Origin of the sequence: Stenotrophomonas maltophilia (genome assembly GCF_039555535.1) — a bacterium.
Taxonomy (GTDB): Bacteria; Pseudomonadota; Gammaproteobacteria; order Xanthomonadales; family Xanthomonadaceae; genus Stenotrophomonas; species Stenotrophomonas maltophilia_Q.
In genome coordinates, this window is record NZ_CP154630.1 from 4,095,577 (window position 1) to 4,117,662 (window position 22,086).

Annotated in this window: 16 protein-coding genes; 5 read left to right on the top strand and 11 right to left on the bottom strand. The window is 66.3% G+C overall.

Annotated elements, in window-relative coordinates:
- Positions 1-57 precede the first annotated feature (57 nt).
- Positions 58-2,220 carry a ferric-rhodotorulic acid/ferric-coprogen receptor FhuE gene (gene fhuE / locus AASM09_RS18880; protein WP_049429405.1) on the top strand — a complete coding sequence of 721 codons (2,163 nt, stop codon included), beginning with the start codon at positions 58-60 and terminating at the stop codon, positions 2,218-2,220.
- Between the two features lie 132 nt (positions 2,221-2,352).
- Here the strand turns inward: fhuE and AASM09_RS18885 are convergent, their stop codons facing one another.
- A complete protein-coding gene (locus tag AASM09_RS18885) occupies positions 2,353-5,214 on the bottom strand; it encodes a TonB-dependent receptor plug domain-containing protein (RefSeq protein WP_049429404.1) in 2,862 nt (953 codons plus the stop codon).
- Positions 5,215-5,843: 629 nt separating this feature from the next.
- On the opposite strand from AASM09_RS18885, the gene AASM09_RS18890 reads away from it, so the two are divergent.
- On the top strand, positions 5,844-6,731 hold the full coding sequence (locus tag AASM09_RS18890) for a hypothetical protein (protein WP_152906579.1): 888 nt from the start codon (positions 5,844-5,846) through the stop codon (positions 6,729-6,731).
- 55 nt (positions 6,732-6,786) lie between these two features.
- Here the strand turns inward: AASM09_RS18890 and AASM09_RS18895 are convergent, their stop codons facing one another.
- Positions 6,787-7,194: an ExbD/TolR family protein gene (locus tag AASM09_RS18895; protein ID WP_049429403.1), complete on the bottom strand. Its 408-nt coding sequence runs from the start codon at positions 7,192-7,194 to the stop codon at positions 6,787-6,789.
- 151 nt (positions 7,195-7,345) lie between these two features.
- On the opposite strand from AASM09_RS18895, the gene AASM09_RS18900 reads away from it, so the two are divergent.
- The 3 genes from AASM09_RS18900 to AASM09_RS18910 all read left to right on the top strand — a co-directional run bounded on the left by AASM09_RS18900 (position 7,346) and on the right by AASM09_RS18910 (position 10,963).
- Entirely contained in the window at positions 7,346-9,331 is a 1,986-nt protein-coding gene (locus AASM09_RS18900; RefSeq protein ID WP_049429402.1) for a transglycosylase SLT domain-containing protein, read from the top strand.
- Between the two features lie 119 nt (positions 9,332-9,450).
- Complete coding sequence (locus AASM09_RS18905; RefSeq protein WP_049429401.1) at positions 9,451-9,687, top strand: hypothetical protein; 237 nt, start codon at positions 9,451-9,453, stop codon at positions 9,685-9,687.
- Between the two features lie 55 nt (positions 9,688-9,742).
- A complete protein-coding gene (locus tag AASM09_RS18910) occupies positions 9,743-10,963 on the top strand; it encodes a multifunctional CCA addition/repair protein (RefSeq protein ID WP_049429400.1) in 1,221 nt (406 codons plus the stop codon).
- 47 nt (positions 10,964-11,010) lie between these two features.
- On the opposite strand, the gene AASM09_RS18915 is transcribed toward AASM09_RS18910, so the two are convergent.
- The 9 genes from AASM09_RS18915 to AASM09_RS18955 all read right to left on the bottom strand — a co-directional run bounded on the left by AASM09_RS18915 (position 11,011) and on the right by AASM09_RS18955 (position 22,011).
- Positions 11,011-11,445 (bottom strand): SseB family protein, encoded by a 435-nt coding sequence (locus AASM09_RS18915; protein ID WP_049429399.1) that lies wholly within the window; start codon positions 11,443-11,445, stop codon positions 11,011-11,013.
- A gap of 49 nt (positions 11,446-11,494) precedes the next feature.
- On the bottom strand, positions 11,495-11,830 hold the full coding sequence (locus AASM09_RS18920; protein WP_049429398.1) for a hypothetical protein: 336 nt from the start codon (positions 11,828-11,830) through the stop codon (positions 11,495-11,497).
- 3 nt (positions 11,831-11,833) lie between these two features.
- Positions 11,834-12,871, bottom strand: a complete 1,038-nt coding sequence (locus AASM09_RS18925; protein WP_049429397.1) for a S41 family peptidase — start codon at positions 12,869-12,871, stop codon at positions 11,834-11,836.
- Positions 12,872-13,101: 230 nt separating this feature from the next.
- Positions 13,102-16,128 (bottom strand): autotransporter outer membrane beta-barrel domain-containing protein, encoded by a 3,027-nt coding sequence (locus AASM09_RS18930; RefSeq protein WP_049429396.1) that lies wholly within the window; start codon positions 16,126-16,128, stop codon positions 13,102-13,104.
- Positions 16,129-16,363: 235 nt separating this feature from the next.
- Positions 16,364-17,431 (bottom strand): acyltransferase family protein, encoded by a 1,068-nt coding sequence (locus AASM09_RS18935; protein ID WP_049429395.1) that lies wholly within the window; start codon positions 17,429-17,431, stop codon positions 16,364-16,366.
- Entirely contained in the window at positions 17,431-18,579 is a 1,149-nt protein-coding gene (nagA, locus tag AASM09_RS18940; RefSeq protein ID WP_049429394.1) for an N-acetylglucosamine-6-phosphate deacetylase, read from the bottom strand. The genes AASM09_RS18935 and nagA overlap by 1 nt, the downstream gene beginning before the upstream one ends.
- Complete coding sequence (locus AASM09_RS18945) at positions 18,579-19,607, bottom strand: SIS domain-containing protein (protein ID WP_049429393.1); 1,029 nt, start codon at positions 19,605-19,607, stop codon at positions 18,579-18,581. Before AASM09_RS18945 ends, nagA begins: the two co-directional genes overlap by 1 nt.
- 7 nt (positions 19,608-19,614) lie before the next feature.
- Positions 19,615-20,682, bottom strand: a complete 1,068-nt coding sequence (locus AASM09_RS18950) for a LacI family DNA-binding transcriptional regulator (protein WP_049429392.1) — start codon at positions 20,680-20,682, stop codon at positions 19,615-19,617.
- Positions 20,683-20,721: 39 nt separating this feature from the next.
- Positions 20,722-22,011 carry a sugar MFS transporter gene (locus AASM09_RS18955; RefSeq protein ID WP_049429391.1) on the bottom strand — a complete coding sequence of 430 codons (1,290 nt, stop codon included), beginning with the start codon at positions 22,009-22,011 and terminating at the stop codon, positions 20,722-20,724.
- Positions 22,012-22,086: the final 75 nt, after the last annotated feature.

The following is a 22,086-nucleotide window of genomic DNA, read 5'->3' on the forward strand; positions in this document are numbered from 1 at the left end:
CCCGTAGCGCCTCGCCTCTGGATGCCGGCCGAGCGCGCGTGCTCGTCCAGGATCCCCATGACCCGTTCCGTCTTCCGTACGCCGCAGCCACAACGGCTGTCCGTTGCCGTGCTCGCCGTTCTCTGCGCCGTGGCCCCGGCCGCCTTCGCCGAAACCGCCGCCGATCCGACCAACCTCGACAAGGTGGTGGTGAAGGGTGAACGCGCCGAAGGCTATTCGGTGCGCCGCACCTCGGCCGGTACCCGCTTCGACCTGGCCCCGCGCGAGATCCCGCAGTCGATCAGCATCATCAGCCACCAGCGCATCGAAGATCAGAACCTGGACGACATCATCGACGTGCTGGCCAACACCACCGGCGTGACCAGCACCCAGTCCGACAGCGAACGCACCGAGTTCTACGCGCGCGGTTTCTACATCGATGCCTACCAGTTCGATGGCCTGCCGACGCAGATGGTGCAGAACTGGAGCTACGGTGATTCCGGCCTGGACCTGGCGCTGTACGACCGCGTGGAAGTGGTGCGTGGTGCCACCGGCCTGCTCAGTGGTGCCGGCAATCCGTCCGCGTCGGTGAACCTGATCCGCAAGCATGCCGACAGCGCCGAACTGAACGGCAGCGTCTCAGTGAACGTCGGCAGCTGGGGCCGCACCCGCACCACCGTGGACGTGGGCAGTGCGCTGAACGCCAGCGGCACCGTGCGCGGCCGCGTGATCGGCAGCTACCTGGACACCGACGGCCAGATGGATCGCTACAACCAGCGCAAGACGCTGGGCTATGCGGTCATCGACGCCGACCTGACCCCGGACACCCAGCTGAGCGTGGGCTACGACTACCAGCAGAAGCGCGCCAACGGCGCGACCTGGGGCGGCTTCCCGATGCTGTACTCCGATGGCTCGCGCACCGGCTATGATGAATCGTTCAACGCCAGCCCGAACTGGACCTACTGGGACACCACCAGCAAGCGCGCGTTCGCCACCCTGCAGCACGCCTTCAGCAATGGCTGGAAGTTCAAGGTCGGTGCCACGCACGATGAGACCAAGGCCGACGACAAGCTGTTCTACCCGGCATACAACGACTGGACCACGGGCGCATCGAACTTCGACAGAACCAACGGCACGGGCATCTCACCGTCCGCGGGCTTCTACAACACCGAGCGCAAGGTCACCGGCGTCGATGGCTACGTTGATGGTCCGTTCCAGCTGTTCGGCCGCGAGCACCAGTTCATGGCAGGCCTGAGTTACAACAAGCGCGAGTACGCCAACTACGGCGACTATCAGGTCGGCGGTGCCGGCCAGACCTGGGATCCGTTCGCAAGCTATCTGAACTGGACCGGCAACATCAGCGAGCCGAACTGGAACCCGCTGGCACTGGCCAGCGAGGGCACCATCACCCAGAAGGCCGGTTACGCGGCTGCACGCCTGTCGCTGGCCGATCCGCTGAAGCTGATCATCGGTGCCCGCTACACCGACTGGAGGAGCGAAGGCGAAGGCGCCGACCGCGCGCACAAGGTCACCACGCCGTATGCCGGCCTGGTGTTCGACATCAGCGACACCTACTCGACCTACGCCAGCTACACCGAGATCTTCCAGCCGCAGACGCTGAAGGATCGCAACGGCAGCTATCTCGATCCGGTCGATGGCAAGAGCTACGAAGTGGGCGTCAAGGGGGCATGGTTCGACAACCGCCTGAACGCCTCGCTGGCAGTGTTCCGCATCGAACAGGACAACGTCGGCCAGTCCACCGGTGAGCCGGTCATCGGCGGTACCGGCGGCGAAACCGCCTATCGCGCCGCACGTGGCACGGTCAGCCGTGGCTTCGAGTTCGAGCTGAACGGCGAACTGGCACCGGGCTGGAATGCCACCTTCGGCGCATCGCGCTACGTGGCCAAGGACATCAACGGCGCCGACATCAACACCAACCTGCCACAGACCGCTCTGAAGCTGTTCACCAGCTACACCCCGCAGTCGCTGCAGGCACTGACCGTCGGTGGCGGTGCCAACTGGCAGAACCGCATCTACTACCCGGTGCCGGCCTACGGCCGCATCGAGCAGAGTGGCTATGCACTGGTCAGCGCCTTCGTACGCTACCGCATCTCGCCGGAGTTCAGCGTGCAGGCCAACCTCAACAACCTGCTGGACAAGCAGTACCTGTCGCAGATCAACGGCTACGGCGCGTACGGCGATGGCCGCAACGGCTCGCTGACGTTCACCTGGTCGTTCTGAGCAGGCACGGGGCACGATCGCCCCGCACTTGTAGAGCCGAGCCCATGCTCGGCTCAGAGAATCAGCCGAGCGTGGGCTCGGCTCTGCACCAGCAAGGCAGCGCCGGAACTGGCCGGCGCTGCCACCGTCACATCAGAACCGCAGATCCGCGCGCAGGTACCAGTAACGACCACGCGGGATGTCATAGGTCGAAGCGTCGTAACCGTTCAACGAGCACGACAGGCAGATCGGCGGATCCTTGTCGAACACGTTGTTCAGGCCGGCCGTCAGCTGCAGCCCCTTCATCCAGTCGATCTTGTAGCCCACCTGCATGTCATGGAAGGTGGTGGCCGACAGCGTATTGGTGCCCGCAGCCTGGTTGCTGCAGACCGGGAACACGGAAGCGTCACCGCAGTTTTCGGTCAGTTCGGAGATGTGCCGCACCGTCCAGTTGGCGCTCCAGCGGTCCATCGTCCAGCCGATGCTGGCATTGCTGGTCCACTCCGGAATCGAGCTGTCGGCCACTTCCACGCCCGGCTTCTGCGGCTGCTTCTGCCCGGCCGCGCCGGTGGCCTCGTAACGGCCGACGAAGGTGTTCTTCCACGCCAGCTTGAACTGGCCGATGGAGGTCTGCGGCAGGGTCCAGAACAGATCCACGTCCCAGCCGTCGGTCTTGATCGAACCCAGGTTGGTCAGGCGGTTGTTGAAGCTGCTGACCGCACCGGTGCTGGCACGGGTGATGCCATCGCAGTAGACCGGGTCCAGCGTATCCACGCACAGGTCCAGCTGGGTCTGCGCGTTGATCGCCTGGATCGCACCATCGATGGCATGGCGGTAGAAGGTCACCTCCACGTCGAAGCGCTCCGACCACGACGCATTGTTGCCGAACCACGGGCTCCACACGAAGCCGGCGCTGAAGCTGCGCGAGCGTTCCGGCTCCAGCTCGCGGTTGCCGCCGGTGGTCACCGAGATCTGCGAGTTGGCCTGCTGGAAGCCGGCCGGCACGCCCAGCGCGGCACAGTTGGCGGCGCTGCCACGCGGCGGAGTGCCGCCCAGACCCACCGAGCACGGGTCGAACAGCTGCAGGTCGGCACGCGCCGCCGAGCCGTACAGTTCACCGATCGACGGTGCGCGGAAGCCCTCGGCGTAGGTGGTGCGCAGCACGAAGTCATCGGTCACCTGCCAGCGCAGGCCGTACTTGGGCGTGAACTCGCCACCGAAGGTGGAGTAGTCCGAATAGCGGCCGGCCAGGCTCAGGTCCAGTTTCTTGCCGAACGAGGAATCGGCGAAGATCGGCACGCTTAACTCCAGGTAGGCCTCGTTGACGTCGTAGGAACCGGAGGTCGGCTGCGACGGCACGCCGTTGTAGTGGCCGATCACCGTCAGCGGATCGGGCTGGTAGGAGCCCTTGTACTTGCGGTACTCGAAGCCGGTGGCGAAGGATACCGGACCGGCCGGCAGCGAGAACAGCTCGCTGGACAGGTTGGCGGTGAACAGGCTCAGTTCGTTCTGGCTGCGGTCGCGCACCACCGGCTGGATCCACTTCAGCATGTCCGGGGTGATCGAACCGACGCCGCCGAAGATGTTCAACGGCACGCAGCCCGGCGTGGCCGCACAGACGGACGGATCGCCCAGCGCCATGTTCACCTTGTAGATGTCATAGCTGCCGTAGTTGGTCTGTTCGGCCTTGTTCTTGCTGTACATGCCGTTGACGTCCCAGTACCAGCTGCGGTCGGCGGCATGGAAATCACCGACCAGGCCGGTGGCGAAGTAAGTGGTGTCCACTTTCTGCTTGAACACGCGCGCACCGCCTTCCACCGGGCGACGACCGATCAGGCTCATGTTGTCGCCGGAAACCAGATCGAAGCCGAACGGGTTGTACGGATTCAGGCGCGAGACCACGATGTTGTCGGCCAACGGATTGCCGGTGGCGCCATCGGGGCCGAAGAACAGCGGCTCCGGGCCGGCCTGGTTGGTCGACTCACGACGGTTGCCCAGTGCCTTGACGTACCACTGCACGTTGTCGGTGATGTCGAAGCGGAACTGACCGAACAGGCCTTTGCGCTCCGACGGCGTCAGCACCATGTTGTATTCGGCGAAGTTGAAGCGGTCGGCGGTGGTGAAGCAGTGGTAGTCATCCGTGCGGCTGCAGCCGGCGCTGCCGTCGTAGCGCGGATTGCTCACGCCGGTATTGGGCACGATGTTCTGCACCGCACCGGTGTTCGGGTCGGTGAACATGAAACGGCCCTGCGGAATGCCACCGCTGCCGAACGCCAGGCCGGTGCCGGGAATCGGGAAGCGCGACTGCTCGCGGTCCTTGGCGAATACCGGATCCTGCTTGGTCCAGCTGGCGCCCAGGAACAGGCTGAAGCGGTCGCCACTCTTGCCCCAGGCCAGGTCCACGCCCTTCTGCGTGCCGTCGCCCTTGCTGTACTCGCCGTAGTTCAGCGTCACCTGGCCGCCATCGAAATCGCGGCGGGTGATGATGTTGACCACGCCGGCGATGGCATCGGAGCCGTACAGCGACGACGCGCCGTCCTCCAGTACCTCGATGCGCTCGACGATGGCCAGCGGAATGGTGTTGAGGTCGGTGGCCGAGCCCACACCGGACGCCGACGATTCATTGACCCAGCGGATGCCATCGACCAGCACCAGCACGCGCTTGGCACCCAGGTGGCGCAGATCGACCTGCGCTGAGCCGGCACCCACGCCGCTGCCATCGGGCGGGAAACCAAAGTTGCCGGACGAGTTGAACTTGGCGTTGAGCGCGGAGCCGGAACCGGTGAGCTGCTGCAGCACCTCGCCGATCGAGGTCAGGCCGGTGCGTTCGATGTCACCGCGGGTCAACGTCTGGATCGGCACCTGGCCTTCGACTTCAGCGCGCTTGATGCGGGTACCGGTGACTTCCACCGCATCGAGGTTGGTGGTGGATTGTGCAGTGGCACCCAACGGTGCCAGGGCCGTCACGCACAGCGCGACGGCAACCGCCAACGGGCGGTGATGCAGGTGAATCATTCGCTCTCTCTCCAAAGGAATGTCGGGACATGGACTGCCGCGCTCCCCCCTGCATGGCGGCAGCGTCTCCTTTGTAAACAAGTGGTAAAAATCACGACGTGATGACCGGCACTCTTTCACGCGGAATTGACGCAATTACAGGCCGATTGCGTCAGATAGCTGCAGGTTATGACCGGACGATACTGTTCACAGCAGGCAGCCTTGATGCTGGCTGCGACAGCGGCTTCCCGGCTTTCCCGCAATTGGGCAAGTGCTCTTGCCGATCCGTCCAACGACAATGCACCGGTGCCATCGGCAGCATGATCATCGCCGTTGCCGTCGGTTGACGGCGTCGAACAGATCGCATTTGAGCTGGAACTCATACCAAGATGGCGAGTAATCCATAGGCAGGAGCCCTTGCAATGACGGACTGCAGATCGCCGGGATCACCGTGCGAACCTGAGGCACTCAATGGCTGCTCTTTTGGCTGCTGCCATCTCGATGACAGAGCCACATGCATCGACCAGCTTGAATCTACGAAGCAAATTCAGACAACACTTAGGAATAGTTTGAAAACTGCCCGTCAAACGAATTTCCGGGGCCAACCAAGGTGAGACTGAGAGCCCCAGTCATTCTCATGAGGCTCAATTGTGAAAACAATCACCGTCATGATCCATGTCGCGGTTGTCACGGCATTGCTTCTGTTCCCTACAAGCGAATCGAGAGCGGGGGGCCTGATTGAATGCAACAACTGTGCCTCTCCCAAAGATGCAGCCCTGATGTCAGGCTCCGGGTTGGCGGTTGTAATGGACTTCGAAAAAGCCCGACTGAGCGCCTTCGAAGTTGAATATGATCGCGAGATCAGAAAGTGGCGCGCACTTTCGACACCGGTTCCCGCACAGATTCAAATGGCCTTCCTACGGATTCTGGATGCGACGTCAGCCTTTCGAGGGCCACCTGAAGGGGCCCACGCGATGGCAGGAGGCGGATCAGTGGTCGTGCTGCATCCAGACAACCCCGGAAACTCCAATGGAGTGAGGTTCCCCGAGTCTTACAAGTCCTCCAATACCTTTGACATCGTCGCCTCAGCCACACTGCGAACCCGACTTGGCCAGTATCTAGCCACAGAACTGGCAGGAGCCAATACGGGAAGCCCAACCTGGAACAGCATCGCGCTCTCGATTCAACAAGCGGCCCTGAACTGGGCAGGCCTCAAAGGTGGCGGATCCATAACAATAATGATCACATGGCGTGACGGATCGAAGACGCTTTATCGAGTAACACCGGACAACGTTGCCGAAGCGAAGTATCAGAAGGGCGAAAGTCGCGACAGCATAGGCAACAAGGTTCCTGACGAATCCATCGCCGACCCGATCTCCGCCCCTTCGTACGCCGGACAATACTATTTCGGCCAGCATGGCGACCTGGACAACTGGGTCAGATCCGCACAGATGTATGGAGTCCCCGTCCAGCGCGGAAGCAGCAGCCGCATCTCGTGCAGTTGGGATGGTCGCACAGTCTACTGCCAGCAATACTGACACCCTCATCCGCCGCTCATGTCGCAATCTCCCCCTGAGCGGCGGTTTAGATACGCTATCGCACGAAAGCGATGCGCTCCATGCCGGTGGCTTCGGCCGCAGCCAATATCCGGGCCATGCCTTCGTACTCGGCCGACGGATCGGTGGCGATGCGCAGCTCCGGCGGGTTGCCCGCATGTTCGCCCGCCTGTGCCTGCAGGCGCGCCTGCAGATCGCCGATGGCCATCGGCTGGCCATTCCAGCTCAGCTGGTTCGATGCGTCCAGGCGCAGCTCGATCGGCGGCGGCGGTTCGGGGCGATCAATCGTGCGATCGGTGGCCTGTGGCAACTGCACGGCAATCGGCCGGGCCATGATCGGCGCGGTCACGATGAAGATGATCAACAGCACCAGCATCACATCCACCAGTGGCGTGACATTGATGTCCGCAAGCGGGCCGCTCCTTCCTGCGCTACTGAACGCCATGTGCCGCTCCCTGCAGCCGGGCCGTTCGCCCACGCCCGACACTACGTCGCCCGCTGGCCCGCGAGGCAGTGCCTGCAGCGTGAGCATTCAGCTGCCGTTGCCGAGCCAACGCGTGCACGCAATGCGAAACTGAATTCAGCCAGCCCCCGCTATGCTGATCGCCATGACCCGACGCACTCCCACTGCCCTGTCCTTGCTGCCCTTGGCCACCACGCTGCTGATCGGTTGCGCCAACGCCCAGTCCCTCGACGCCCAGAACGCGCAGCTGAAAGCCGCGATCGCTGCCGCCGAACGCGGCCAGTTCGATCCCGGCCAGGCCGGTGCGCTCAGTCGCCACCCGGCCTATGGCTGGCTGGAGTACGCGAACCTGCGTCGCAACATCGACACCGTCGATACCGCGCAGGCCCAGGCCTTCCTCAAGCGCTATGATGGCCAGGCCGTGGCGACTACCTTCCGCAGCGTGTGGCTGCCCTCGGTCGCACGCCGCCAGGACTGGCCGACGCTGCTGGCCAACTGGGCGCCCACGGACAACGTCGGGCTGCGCTGTGCGCAGCTGACCGCGCGCCAGGTGACGGGCAAGGTCGATCCGCAGTGGATCAGCGAAGCACAGGACCTGTGGCGCAAGAACGGCAAGTCGCTGCCGGACGGCTGCGACGCGGTATTCGCCGTGCTGCAGGCACAAGGCGGCCTGAGCGACGCCCTGCGCTGGGAGCGCATCGATGCCGCCGCCGACGCACAGCAGCCGGCCGTGATGCGCAGCGCCGCACGCGGCCTGCCCGCCGCGGACCTGGCGCAGGCCAACAGCTACGCCGCCTTCGTCGACAAGCCCAACGCCAGCGCGTTGAACTGGCCGCGCAACGAGCGCAGCCGGCGCATCGCCACCGACGGCCTGGCCAAGCTGGCCAAGACCGACCCGGGTGCCACCGAACAACAGCTGCCGCAGTACGCACAGGCCCTCGGCCTGAGCGCCGCCCAGCAGGGCCAGGTGCTGTACCAGATCGCCCTGTGGACCGTGGCCTCCTACCTGCCGGATTCGGCGCGCCGTCTCAATGCGGTACCCGAATCGGCCTATGACGAACGCCTGCACGAATGGCGTGTTCGCGAAGCAATGTCGCGCGGGGACTGGCCCGCAGCGCTGACCGCGATCCGCAAGATGGGCAGCAAGCAGCGCAGCGACCCGCGCTGGGCCTATTTCGAAGGCCGCATGCTGGAGAAGACCGGCCAGGCATCGCAGGCACAGCCGTTGTTCCGCGACGCCGCGCGTGCGCCCACCTTCCACGGCTTCCTGGCTGCCGACAAACTGCAGCAGGGCTACACGCTATGCCCGTGGAAGCCGAACGACAGTGCGCAGGCACAGGCGGTGATCGCGCGCGACCCGGCCATCCAGCGCGCGATGGCGCTTTACCAGATCGACCGCACCGGCTGGGCCGTGGCTGAGTGGAACAGCGCGCTGTCGCGCTTCGATGACACCCAGCGCCGCCTCGCCGTGCGCGTGGCGCAGGACAACGGCTGGTTTGATCGCGCCGTGTTCGCACTGGGCAAGCAACCGCAGGAGCAGCGCCTGTACGACCTGCGCTTCCCGCTGCACCACGACGCCACCATCCGCCGTGAATCAGCACGCAATGCGATCGACCCGGCCTGGGTGGCCGCGGAGATCCGCGCTGAAAGTACCTTTACCCCGCGCGCGCGCTCGCCTGCCAATGCCATGGGCCTGATGCAGGTGCTGCCGGCCACCGGTGCCAGCGTGGCCAAGTCCATCGGCCTGACCGGCTATGGCGGCGCCGACAGCCTGTACGACCCGGACACCAACATCGCCATCGGCACCGCCTACCTGCGCCAGTTGATGAACAAGTACGACGGCCTGCCGTACGTGACCATCGCCGCCTACAACGCCGGCCCGACCCCGACCGCGCGCTGGCAGGGGCAGCGCCCGGGCTTTGAGCCGGATCTGTGGATCGAGACGATCAGCTACAAGGAAACCCGCGAGTACGTGGCCCGCGTGCTGGCCTTCAGCGTGATCTACGACTGGCGCCTCAATGGTGATGCCCTCCCGTTGAGCGACCGCCTGATGGGCCGCCTGGTCGACAAGCGCAAGAGCTTCAGCTGCGCCGCAAACGCCGACCAGGGCGGCGATTGATCGCACTGCATCTGTAGAGCCGAGCCCATGCTCGGCTGCGGTTCTTTCCGGTCGCGTTGCCACACGATGAGCCGAGCATGGGCTCGGCTCTACACGATCGCCCCGGGGAGGGGAACGCAATGAGCCTGCTGGCCTGGATCGGGATATTCGCCGCCTGGAGCCTGTTCGCCACCTGGGTGCTGCGTTGGGGTGGCGCGGCCTGGATGGAAGGCTGGAAGTCGCTGGCCTTCGTCGACAGCTGGGGCAGCCTCTGGGACGAAGCGCAGATCAAGCTGTACTTCCTCTGCCTGTGGATCGTCTACGGCCTGTGGTTCCTGGCCGGCCTGTTCGTGCCGGAGTGGCGCGGCCTGCCGTGATGCCTCTGCATCGGTCGTGCCGGAACATCTGCGCCGGCCGTGCGATCATCCCCCCATGAAGATCTATCTTGTCGGCGGCGCCGTACGCGACCGCCTGCTGCAGCGCCCTGCCGGTGACCGCGACTGGGTCGTGGTCGGCGCCACGCCCGCGCAGATGGAAGCGCTGGGCTACACCGCCGTGGGCCGTGATTTTCCGGTATTCCTGCACCCGGAAACCGGCGAGGAATACGCGCTGGCGCGCACCGAGCGCAAATCCGGCCGTGGCTATCGCGGCTTCGTGGTCGATGCCGATCCGGCAGTAACGCTGGAAGACGACCTGCAGCGCCGCGACTTCACCATCAACGCCATTGCCTGCGACGAAGACACCGGCCATCTGGTGGACCCCTACGGCGGCGTGCGTGATCTTGAACAGCGTGTGCTGCGCCACGTCGGTCCCGCCTTCGTCGAAGACCCGCTGCGCGTGCTGCGCGCGGCCCGCTTCATGGCGCGCTTTGCGCCGCTGGGCTTCACCGTCGCGCCGGAAACCATGGACCTGATGCGCGAGATCGCCGCCAGTGGCGAACTGGATGCACTGGTGCCGGAGCGGGTGTGGCAGGAACTGCGCAAGGTACTGGTCAGTGCGCAGCCTTCGGCATTCCTGCGCACGCTGCATGATGCACAGGCACTGGGCCCGATCCTGCCCGAGCTGGAAGCGCTGTACGGCGTGCCGCAGCGCGCCGAGTTCCATCCGGAGATCGACACCGGCGTCCATCAGGAAATGGTCAGCGACATGGCCGCGAAACTGGCACCGGGCGATGACCTGGTCGGTTTCGCCGCGCTCACCCACGATCTCGGCAAGGGTCTGACGCCGCCGGAAGAATGGCCGCGCCACATCATGCACGAGCAGCGTGGCATCAAGCCCTTGAAGGCACTGTGCGCGCGGTTGAAGATTCCCACCGAGCACCAGCAGCTGGCCGAGGCGGTCTGCCGCGAGCACTTGAACGTGCACCGCATCGACGAACTGCGCGATGCCACGGTGCTGGAACTGCTTGGCCGCTGCGATGCGTTGCGCCGCCCCGAACGCGTGGCGCGTATCGCGCTCTGCTGCGAGGCTGACAAGCGTGGCCGCCTCGGTTTCGAGGACGCCGACTACCCGCAGGGCGAGACGCTCAAGCGCCTGCACCAGGCGGCACTGTCAGTGCAGGCGCGGGATCTGGATACCACCCATCTGAAGGGCCCGGCCATCGGCGAAGCCCTGGCCAAGGCACGGGTGAAGGCGATTGCCGCTGCCCGCTGAAGACCTGGTAGTGCCGGCCGCTGGCCGGCAACCAGACAATCGCTGGATCAGTGCGCCATGCCGCGGGTAATCGCCGCAGCACGCTGCTTCAGCTGCGCCACGGCATCGGGAATCATTTCCATGCCCACGTCCAGGCCCGGGTTCAGCACCAGGCCGACGCCGTCGCCGATCCCGGCCAGCAGCGCGTGCACCGCGATCGGCATGGCGTGGGCGAACTGCGGCAGCTGCTCATGCCACAGGCCGGCGCGCTCGGGCGCGGTGAACACCGCGAACATGGGCTCGCCGCTTTCGCTGGTCAGCACCAGCGGCGAGATGCTCTCGTCCCAGGCACCGTCTTCGCCGATGGCCTTGTCCAGCAACACGAACGCCGTCGAGGTCAGCAGGCCGTCGAGGAACTGCGACGCGGTCAGCGTGCCGTCCTGGGCCTGCAGCAGGCGCACCTCGAGGTCGTTGAGGGGGTCGAACGGGGTGTCGTGGTCCATGGTCGGTTCCAGTACGTGATTGCAGGGCAGACTTTAACAGGCCAGGTTCTCAACCGATGTATCCGTGCCGCCACATCCACCCGGCGCACGCCAGCGCGGCCACCCCCACCAGCATCAATGGCAGGCCGAAGCGGTGCCGCCACGGGATCGGCACCCCGCCCAGCTGCTGGTCCATGGTGTCGGTATCCAGCACCCAGCCGTGTTCGCAGCGGGTGCAGGCCAGCTCGTAGCGGCGCTGGTAGGTGAAGCCGAACAGCAGGTCGATGCGCGCCATCCTGTAGCGCAGCTGGGGGGCAAACTCGGTTTCCGTCCCGCAGCGCAGGCAGTGGTGGGCTTCGGTGGGGCCGACGATCAGCACCTGTTCCTGTTGGCCGATCAGGATCATGGATCAGCGACCCTGGCAGGCGGGCTGGGCCAGCAGCCATTGCTGGGCGGCGGCAAGGGTGGCCGCATCGCCGTCCGTGCGCTGGTCGGGCTCTATCTTGAGCCCGTCGCCGCGGCCGTTGCGGTCGTGCATTACGGTCATGGTCAACAACAGGCGACTGCCATCGGCAAGGGTGTGGACGACATTGCCGGTGGAGACACCCGCGGTCGGCTGGCCGAAGCTGCGCGTCTGCGCGCGACCACGGAACGCCAGCACCGAGGCCTCGCCCGAACTGCCGGTGCGCGGCCCGAACAGCACCGCCACCGGCGCGCCAGGCTGCCGCAGCACATGGCCGGACTGGCCAAAGTCCAGCACCGGCTTGCCTGCATGCTGCACGGCGGTCGCGGTCAACGTCCAGCGCTCCGGCCCCTGTGCGGTTTCGAAAGACCCCACATCTTCGTTATTCACCACCGAGGTGCGCAGCAACGGCGCCATGCCCAGCAGCATCGGCCACATGTTGCCACCGCTGTTGTCCCGCAGGTCGACGATCCAGCCACAGCGCATGCCGTCGTCCTTGCTGCGGATGATCTGCTGCCACCGCGCGGCGCGCTGGATGTTCTGGCGGAATGCTTCCTGCGGGGTCGCGCCGGGCGTAGGGGCATAGCCCTCGATGACCACCCAGCCGATGCGCGCATCCACCGCATCGGCGGCTTTGGCCCGGTCCACGGCGGCAGCGCCGGCCTGCTGCGCGCGCTCTGCAGCCTCGCGCATGCGTGCAACCGTCATCCAGACGCCATGCCCTCCGGTGCTCTCCACGATGATCTCACGCAGGGCGGTCTGCAGCGCACCGGGGTATGACTGCAACGAGGCCAGTCGTTTACGGGCGGCAGGCCAGTCCACCTTGTCCTGATACAGCGCCTCATGCTCGAGCATGTCGAGAATCTGCGCCTGTGCTTCCGGCGATGGCACCTCGGCGGCCGGCGTGGATGCCGCCATTGCATCGGCAGCCAGCATGGTCATCATCAGCGCGCCAATCCGGCGCGCGCCCCTGCGAAACTGCATGCGACATGTCCTTGTCGTTTGATCAGGGCTGCAGCATAACCGGGCGCCGATCGGCTTCGCCATCGCGTGGACGAAGTACTCGATCGGATGCAGGTCTGCTGTAGAGCCGAGCCGATGCTCGGCTGCTTCTCGGCCGGAGGGAAAGCCGAGCATGGGCTCGGCTCTACAGTCGCCCTCCTCCGGTGGGATCCGTGTCGACCAAGGTCGACACCCACTGGAGCCCGCAGCCGTCACCAGTCCGCGCGCAGGCCGATGTTGCCTTCGATGATGCGGCGCTTCTCGTTGCGGTCGCCGCCCAGTTCGCGAGTGTAGTCGGCCACCGCATAGGCGCTTATCGTGCGGTTGAAACGCCCGACCACGCCCACACCGGCTTCCAGCGCGCGCGAGCGCTGCGAATTGACGATCACGTCGTCGTCGAAGCGGATGCGGTCTTCGCCGGAGCGGCCATGCCAGTAATTGAGCTTGAAATACGGTTGCCAACCGTTGTCGGCCAGCTGGTAATCGCCGGCCAGGCGCAGGCCGATGCGGCCGGTCCAGGCGTTGTCGTTGTCGAAGCGCACGCTCGACACTTCATCGCGGCGGTCGTCCAGCGAGGTGCGTTGCAAGATCACCTGCACCTGCGGTTCCAGCCACCATGCGGACTGACCGAAGCGCAGCAGCGGCTTGCCGGCTTCCACCGACACGCTGGTGCCGTCGCCGCTCAGGCCGAAGCCGAGCCCGCGCGAGGAGCGCACGCGGCCGTCGTAGCGGCTCTGCATCGCCACAGCATCGATGTAGCCGCCACTGCTGTCGGTGAAGGTCCAGTACAAGCCCACGTGCTTGTCGTCCAGGCGGTTCTGGCCCACCTGCACGTTCTCCCAGCCCAGCGCCAGGCCGGTGGTCCTGCCCTGCGCGCGGGTGCGGCCGACGAACACGCCGATCTGGTTGCGATGGTTGTCGGAGGCAGCGGCCCACACGTCGAGACCAGCCTGCAGGCCCATCACATCGCCATCGAAGCCGGGCTGCGCATCGCCCTTCCAGTGGATCTCGCTGCTCTGCCCCACCAAGCGGCCCCAGGCGGTGCGGAATGCGCCCTGGTTGTACAGCAGGCGCTGCTCGCCCTGCCGCTCGTGGAAGGTGCCGAGGCTGGCCAGCGAGGTCTCGCGCAGGAGCGGCGGCACCACGGCATAGGTGGCAGTCTCCACGCGGTACAGCGGCACCACTGCGCCCTCGGCGGGGCGTGCACCCGGCGTCGGCGGGGCACCGGTTCCGGGCAGCGCACCGCCGGCCACTGGCACGTCCGGCACGGCCGGATCGCTGGGTGGCGCCACCGGCGCGGGTTCCGGTGGCGGTGGTGGCGGCGCGGTCTCGCCCGCGGTCAGGTCCGGATCGGTGGCGCCTTCGGGCGGCGGCGGCGGTGCCGGGGTGATCGGCGGCGGTGGGGCCACTGGAGGCGTCAGCGGTGGCGGTGTCGCGCTGCCGCCACCGTTGGGTGCTGGCGTCGGCCCGGTCACCAGCGTCGAACGCAGGTACCAGTTCTCGGCGGTACCGGCACTGACACCGCCCTTGAACAGGTAGTACTCGTAGGCACCGGCCGCAACCGGTGCGAACAGCGAAAACGCACCCGGCGCGGTGCGGCCGCCATTCAAGGCCTGCACCACCAGGATGCCATCGGCCAGCGTGGCGGCGCCGCTGCCGCCGGCATTGAGCACGCCGATGCCGGTGGTCCCGGTGGCAGTACCGCCGTCGATCACCAGGCGGTCGCTGGTGGAGTTGTCCGCGCCCAGCACGGTACGCAGGTACAGGCCACCGCCGTCACCACGATAGTTGCCACGCACGGTGAACACGTCGCCAGCGCCGGTACCGGTCAGGTCGATGCGCCCGGCATTGACCATCTCCACCAGTGCACCACTGTTGAATGGGCGGATGGCATGCCCCCCACTGCCCGCGTAGACGGTACTGGTGTCATCCACCGTGAGCGTGCCGGTGCCGCTACCGCTGTCGCCCAGCACCAGATCGCCATCGAAGGTCAGCTCGGTGCTGTTGGCCAGGCTGATCGCCTCCCAGTTCTGGAAGCGGCCCACGCCCGTGGTCTTGACGTTGCTCAGGTTGAGCTGGTCGATGCCACCGCCACCGTCGAACAGCGGCACCGCACCGAGGTTGCCCTGGTTGAGGTTGCTGAGGTTGGCCACGTCGTTGTCCGGGCCCATGTCGATCGCGCCGTAGACGATGCCACTACCCTTCCAGTTGAAGGTGTCATTGCCGGTACTGAGCAGTACCTGCCCGCGCACGGTGCCGTCGGTGATGGTCACGCTGTCGTTGCCGCCGCTGACGCTGATGTTGCCGCCGATGTAGGCGATACCCGAGATGATGATGGTATCGGTGTCGAAACCGGTCACCACATTGCCATCCACGGTGCCGCCGGACTGGTCCCACAGGTTCTTGTCCAGCTTCATGTTGACGCGGCCGATGCGGCCACCGGTCATCCAGGCCTGGTCGCCATCCTCGAACGCGCCGATGATGCGGCCACCGCTCATGCGGAAGGTATCGATGTTGTCGCCCTGCTGCAGCGCGCCGATCGTGCCGCCGCTCATGATGAAATCATCGCGACCACTGCCCTGTGCCACCAGGCCGGTAACGGTGCCGCCGGTGACGGTCATCTGGTCATCGCCGCTGCCCTGGTCGACGCTGTCGATGGTGCCATTGCCCAGCAGCAGCACGTCGTTGCCATCGCCCTGCAGGACACCGCCGCTGATGCTGCCGGCCTGCATGTCCAGGCGGTCGTTGCCGGCACCGAACTGCACGCCGGTGCGCCCGCTGATCGTTCCGCGGTTGACCAGCACGCTGTCGCCCGCGCCGACGAACTGCAGGGCGGTGTTGTTGCCGGTGCTGATGCTGCCGGCGTTTTCGACGCGGCTGCCACCACCAAGCTGGACCGCCACGCCACCCACCGAACTGATCGTGCCGAGGTTGGACAGCAGGTGCCCGCCGGCCCCGACCAGCGAAATCGCACTGCCACCACCGCTCTGTTGCAGTTGTGCCGTGCTGGCGACATTGACGGTGATACCGGCCGCGCCAGTGGCAGCGACGGGAACGGTCTGCGGATTCGGCGCGCTGGCATCGCAGGTGACCGTCTGGCTGGCAGTCGGGGTGGCATTGTCACAGCCGGCCCAAGCGACACTGGCGGTCAACAGCATGACGGACGGGACAGCCAGGGCCTGAACCACGGAAACAGTGAGGCGGCGCGGACGGAAAGCGCGCGGGACGGCACGGGACATACAGCACTCCTGGACAGGGGATCAGGAACTGCGGATATGCGGTACTGCGAGCGAAGTCTGCGCCATGGTGAACGGTTTCGACAGGTGAATTTGCGTGCCGATGATCACAGTTCAGATGCGAACTTGATGGGGCATCACCTCGCCTTTACGCGGCTGAAACCGTTCATCATGTGGGTGATCGCGCGCCACGCGGAGAGCATCCACGCATGGCGTGGATGTGGCGCGCCGCCGGGGGTCAGATCTTAAGATAGATCTTCCGCCGGTCCAGCCACCACGCCACACCCCACCACAATGCAACGAACGCCATCGCCTGCAACATCGACGCCAGCTCCAATGCGTGCGGCATGGCGGTCGCCAACTGCTGCCAGATCCAGCCCCAGTCACCGCTCGCCATCAGCACCACCGACATCACCGACGCCCCCAGGTAAGCGGTGATTGCATTGACACCGAAGCGCCTGCCCAGCGCCGGCCAGCCCTTCTGGTCGATCAGCACGTGGCCCAGCCACAGCGCCAGCGCGGCCAGGCCGCCGGTCCACAGCACGTAGCTGGGCGTCCACAGCTGCTTGTTCAGCGGAAGCACGATGGCCAGCAGCAGACCGAGCACGGTAGTCGCCACGCCCAGCCCGGCAAGCGCCGCAGCACGCCCGCTGCGCAGCAGGCCACCGGCCAACAGGCCGAGCACGGTACTGGCCAGTGCACCCAGCGTGCTCAGCAATCCTTCCGGGTCATGGCCCAGCCCGGTATCGGCATGCCATTGATAGATCCACGGCGCGAACAGCGCGGTATCCAGGCGGCTGGCCGGATTGGTCCACGGTGCCAGGTCGCCGATGCCGAGCAGCAGCACGGTGTAGCCCACCAGCAGCGCGACCAGCACGCCGGCCTGCACGCGCGGTCGTGCATACACCGCCAGCACGCCCACCAACGCCGCACACAGCGCGATGCGTTGCAGCACGCCCCAGATGCGGAAGTGGTGCGTATCCAGCGCCCACCAGATCAGCAGATGCAACAGCGCACCGGCCACCAGGATGCGCAGCGCGCGCTCCAGCACGCCGCGCGCCAGCGCAGGACGCGCAGCGGCATCCAGCGCGCGCGGTGCCACGCTGAAGGCCATCGACACGCCGACCAGGAACAGGAAGAACGGGAACACCAGATCGGTGGGCGTGCAGCCGTGCCATTCCGAGTGACGCAGCGGCGCGAACACCGCACTCCAGTCACCCGGATTGTTGACCAGCAGCATCGCCGCCACGGTGATGCCGCGCAGGGCATCGATCGAGCCCAGCCGGCGTGGCGGCGTTGCGCTCATCAGGCGGCCTCGTACTGTCCGGCAATCCAGGTGCCACGCACCTGCAGGGCGTCATCGAGCAGCACCAGGTCGGCCTGGTAGCCCTCGGCGATATGGCCCAGGCGATCATCGACGTTGAGGAACTGCGCTGGGTAGGTCGAGGCCATGCGTGCCGCTTCGGCCAGCGACTGGCCGAGCAGCTGCACGGTGTTACGCACGGCGGTGGCCATGTCCAGCGCCGAACCGGCCAGCGAGCCGGCGGCATTGCGCACCACGCCGTCGATGGCGGTGATGGTTTCGCCGTACAGCACGTAGCTGGGATCATCGGCACCGACCGGCGGCATTGCATCGGTGACCAGCAGCAGGCGACCGCGCGGCTTGGCAGCCAGTGCCACGCGCAGGCTGGCCGGATGCACGTGCACGCCATCGACGATGATGCCGATCCAGCTGTCGCGGTCCTCCAGCGCAGCGCCCACCGCGCCGGGCTCACGGCCCTGCAGCGGCGACATCGCGTTGTAAAGGTGGGTGAAGCCGCGCACGCCGGCATCCAGGCCGGCACGAATTTCCTCGTACGTGCCAGCAGTGTGGCCAGCAGCAACGATCACGCCGCGTTCGACCAGCGCGCGGATGGTCTCCAGCGGCACGCGTTCCGGCGCCAGCGTCAGCAGGGTCACGCCGTTGTCCAGCGACGCGGCCAGCGCGATCTCTTCTTCATCCGGCACGCGGAACTTGCTGGCATCGTGCGTGCCCTTGCGCGCCGGCGCGATGTACGGCCCTTCCAGATGGATACCGATCACGCCCGGCACCCCCTGCGCGATGGCCTCGCGCATCGCACCGATCGCCTGGCGCATCACGCCCACGTCATCGCTGATCAGCGTGGGCAGCATCGCGGTGGTGCCGAAGCGACGGTGCGCCTGCGCGATGGTGCGCAGCGAGGCGACATCGGGCGTGTTGTTGAACAGCGCGCCGCCGCCACCATTGACCTGCACGTCGATGAAGCCCGGCAGCAGCCAGCCGCCGCCCAGATCCACCTGCTCATCGGCCTGGCCCAGCTGCGGTGCGGCGTCGGGCAACAGGGCGCTGATCTGCCCGTTCTCGATCACCAGCGCCAGATCATCGCGGAAGTCGTCGCCCGCCAGGATGCGGGCATTGCGCAGCACGGTCACCATTACACGGTCTCCGTCACCTTGTTCAGGTGCGGCGGCAGATCCGGGTTGAAACCACGACGCAGCGCCAGCGCGTTGATCGCGCGGTAGAAACTCTGCACGGTGAGCAGCGGTGCGCAAAGCGGGTGCGGCGCGGCCGCCACCGGCAGGTTGCCACCGGCACCGGCCAGCCAGACCTGCGCGCCACGCGAGGTGAACTCATCGACCACGGCACGGGTTCCGGCGCCGGTCTCATCGGGCTGGGCAAAGGCCAGCACCGGGAACCCACGGTCAACCAGCGCCATCGGGCCGTGCTTCACTTCGGCCGAACTGTAGGCCTCTGCATGCAGACTGCAGGTTTCCTTGAACTTCAGCGCAGCTTCCTGCGCCGCGCCCAGGCCCAGGCCGCGGCCGAGCACGAACAGGTTGGTGGCCTCGACCAGGCCCTCGGTCACCGCGCCCCAGTCGCATTGCCACGCCTCGCGCATCGCGTCCGGCAGCAGGTCCAGCGCGTTGCGCAGGCTGCTGTCCTGCTTCCAGTACGCGGCCAGCTGCAGCAATGCGGCCAGCGAGGCCAGGTAGCTCTTGGTCGCGGCCACGCTCTTCTCGGCACCGGCATGCAGCGGGATGACCGTGTCGGCCAGCTGCGCAAGCGGCGAATCTTCGACGTTGACCAGCGCGACCACGCGTGCGCCGGCCGCCTTGGCGGCTTCGGCGTTGCGCAGCAGGTCCGGGCTCTTGCCCGACTGCGAAATGACGATGAACAGTGCACCGCGCAGCTGCAGCGGTGCGGCATAGACCGAGCCCACCGACGGCGACGCGGAGGCGACCACCAGGCCCAGCTGGGTTTCCAGCAGGTACTTGCCGTAGGTGGCGGCGTGGTCGGAACTGCCGCGTGCGCAGGTGACAACGAACGGCGGCGGTGCTGCGCGCAGGCTGGCGGCCAGGGTTTCCATGGTGGCGTGGTTGCGCGAGAACTGGCGGGCAACCACGTCGGCCGCTTCAGCGGCCTCGGCGAACATCAGGGTGGCGGTGGGGTCTGACAGCGACATGGCAGGCTCAGGCAGGATCGGGAGGAAGGGGGCGTGCGCCGGCCGGGCGCATAGGCGCGGTCGAACCGCGCACCACCAGCTGCGGCACGAAGCCCTGGTTGTGCAGCGGCGCCGGCGCGTCGTCGTAGGCGTCGCTGCGCAGCTGCGCGATCAGCAGGCGCGCGGCGTGGCGGGCAATGTCTTCGGTGGCCTGCTTGGCGGTGGTCAGCGGCGGCCACGACTGGCGCGAGAACGGGCTGTCCTCGAAACCGGCGATGGACAGGTCGTACGGCACGTTCATGCCGGCCGACTTGGCGGCTGCCAGTACGCCGGCCGCGATTTCGTCGTTGGAACCGAAGATGGCGGTGGGCGGTTCGCGCAGCGCCAGCAGGCGGCGCGCACCACGGAAACCATCATCGAAGGTGTAGTCGCCCTGCACTACCAGGTGCTTGTCCACGGTCATGCCGTAGTCCTTCAGCGCGGCTTCGTAACCGGCATAGCGTTCGCCCGACGAGCGGTGCGAGCTGCCGCCCCAGAGGAAGCCGATGCGCTGGTGGCCGAGCTGGATCAGATGCTCGGTGATCTCATATGCAGCCTCGCGGTCATCCACGAACACGCAGGCGCCGTCGGCCGGGTCTTCGGTGGCGGCGATGATGCGCACCAGCTTGATGCCGCGCGCGGTCAGCGCCTGGATCAGGTCGCGGCGCTCGGACATCGGCGCGGTCAGCACCAGCCCGGCCAGGCGCGAACGCTGCACCCAGTCGGCCAGTTCATCGGCCAGCAGCGGCGAGCTGGAATCGCAGGGATGGATCTGCAGCCCGAACCCGGTCTCGCGGCAGGCGGCGAGCACGCCGTTCTGCACGCCGATGATGTGGTACGGGTTCGGGTTGTCGTAGACCAGCCCGATCACGAAGGTTGTGCCGCTGCGCAGGTTGCGCGCGGACGGATCGGGTTCGTAGTCGAGCTCGGCAATGGCACGCAGCACCCGCGCACGGGTGGCCTGCATCACCGAAGGCTCGTTGTTGATCACCCGCGAGACTGTCTTCAGCGAGACCTTGGCCTTCTCCGCAACGTCCTTGATGGTCGCTCTGCGCATGGGTTTTCCCTGGGGTTGGCTGCCGTCCATCATCGCCGATCAGGCCTTGTCCTGCGGCAGGCCAGCGCGATGGCCGATCACCGAGTAGAAAAGGATGTACAGGTAGCACGGCACCATCAGCAGCACGAACACCAGCTGGAAGTCGATGTGCTGCTTGAGCACGGCGAACAGCTGCGGAATGATCGCGCCACCGGCGATGCCCATCACCAGCAGGGCCGAGCCGGTCTCGGTGAAGCGGCCCAGGCCGCGGATGGCCAGCGGGAAGATCGCCGGCCACATCATCGCGTTGGCAAAGCCCAGCAGGGCCACGAAGGCCACCGACACGTAGCCGTGGGTGGCCCAGGCGCCCAGGCAGAACACAACGCCCAGCACGGCAGAGAAGGTCAGGTAGCGCGACTGCGACACCACGTTGGGAATCACCAGCAGGCCGACCACGTAGCCGATGAGCATGGCGAACAACGTGAACGCCGTGAACATCTTGGTCTGGTCCAGCGGCAGGTCGAAGCCGTGGCCGTAGGTACCGATCGCATCGCCGGCCATCACCTCCACGCCCACGTAGACGAACAGGCACAGCACGCCAAGCCACAGGTGCGGGAACTGGAAGATGCTGCGACGTTCGGCGGCACCGGCCGCGACCGGCGTGGCATTGGCTTCGGACGACTTGATTTCCGGCAGCGGCGAGAACAGCACGCCCACCGCCAGCAGCACCAGCAGGCCGGCCATGGCCAGGTACGGCGCGTGGATCTTGGCGGCGAACTCGTTGAGCAGCTGTGCCTTGGTCGCCTCATCGGCGGCGGCGACCGTTGCCGAGAGATCACCGATGCCATGCAGCACCACGGTACCGATCACGATCGGCGCCAGGATGCCGGCGATCTTGTTGCAGATGCCCATCAGCGCGATGCGCCGCGCCGCCGTTTCAATCGGCCCCAGGATGGAGATGTAAGGGTTGATGGCCGTCTGCAGCAAGGCCAGGCCGCTGCCGATCACGAACAGGCCGCCGAGCGCGCCGGGGTACCAGCGCTGGGTGGCGAACTCGCCGAACAACGCGGCACCACCGGCCATCACCAGCAGGCTCAGGCTCAGGCCCTTCTTCATGCCGGTGCGGCGCAGGATCCATGACGACGGCAGCGCCAGGAAGAAGTAGGACAGGTAGAACACCATCAGCACCAGGAAGGCGCCGACCTCGCTGAGTTCGAAAGCGAGCTTGACGAAGGTGATCAGCGGGCCATTGAGCCAGGTGAAGAAGCCGATCAGGAAGAACAGCACGCCGACGATGGCGATGGAGGTGGCCACATTGGGGCGCACGCTTGCAGCGGAGACGGCGGACATCGGGAAGGGCTCCTGCGGCGACGGCCGCAGAACGCGGCGTCGGAGAGTGGCTGGGAACAACGTTGTCACATTCTT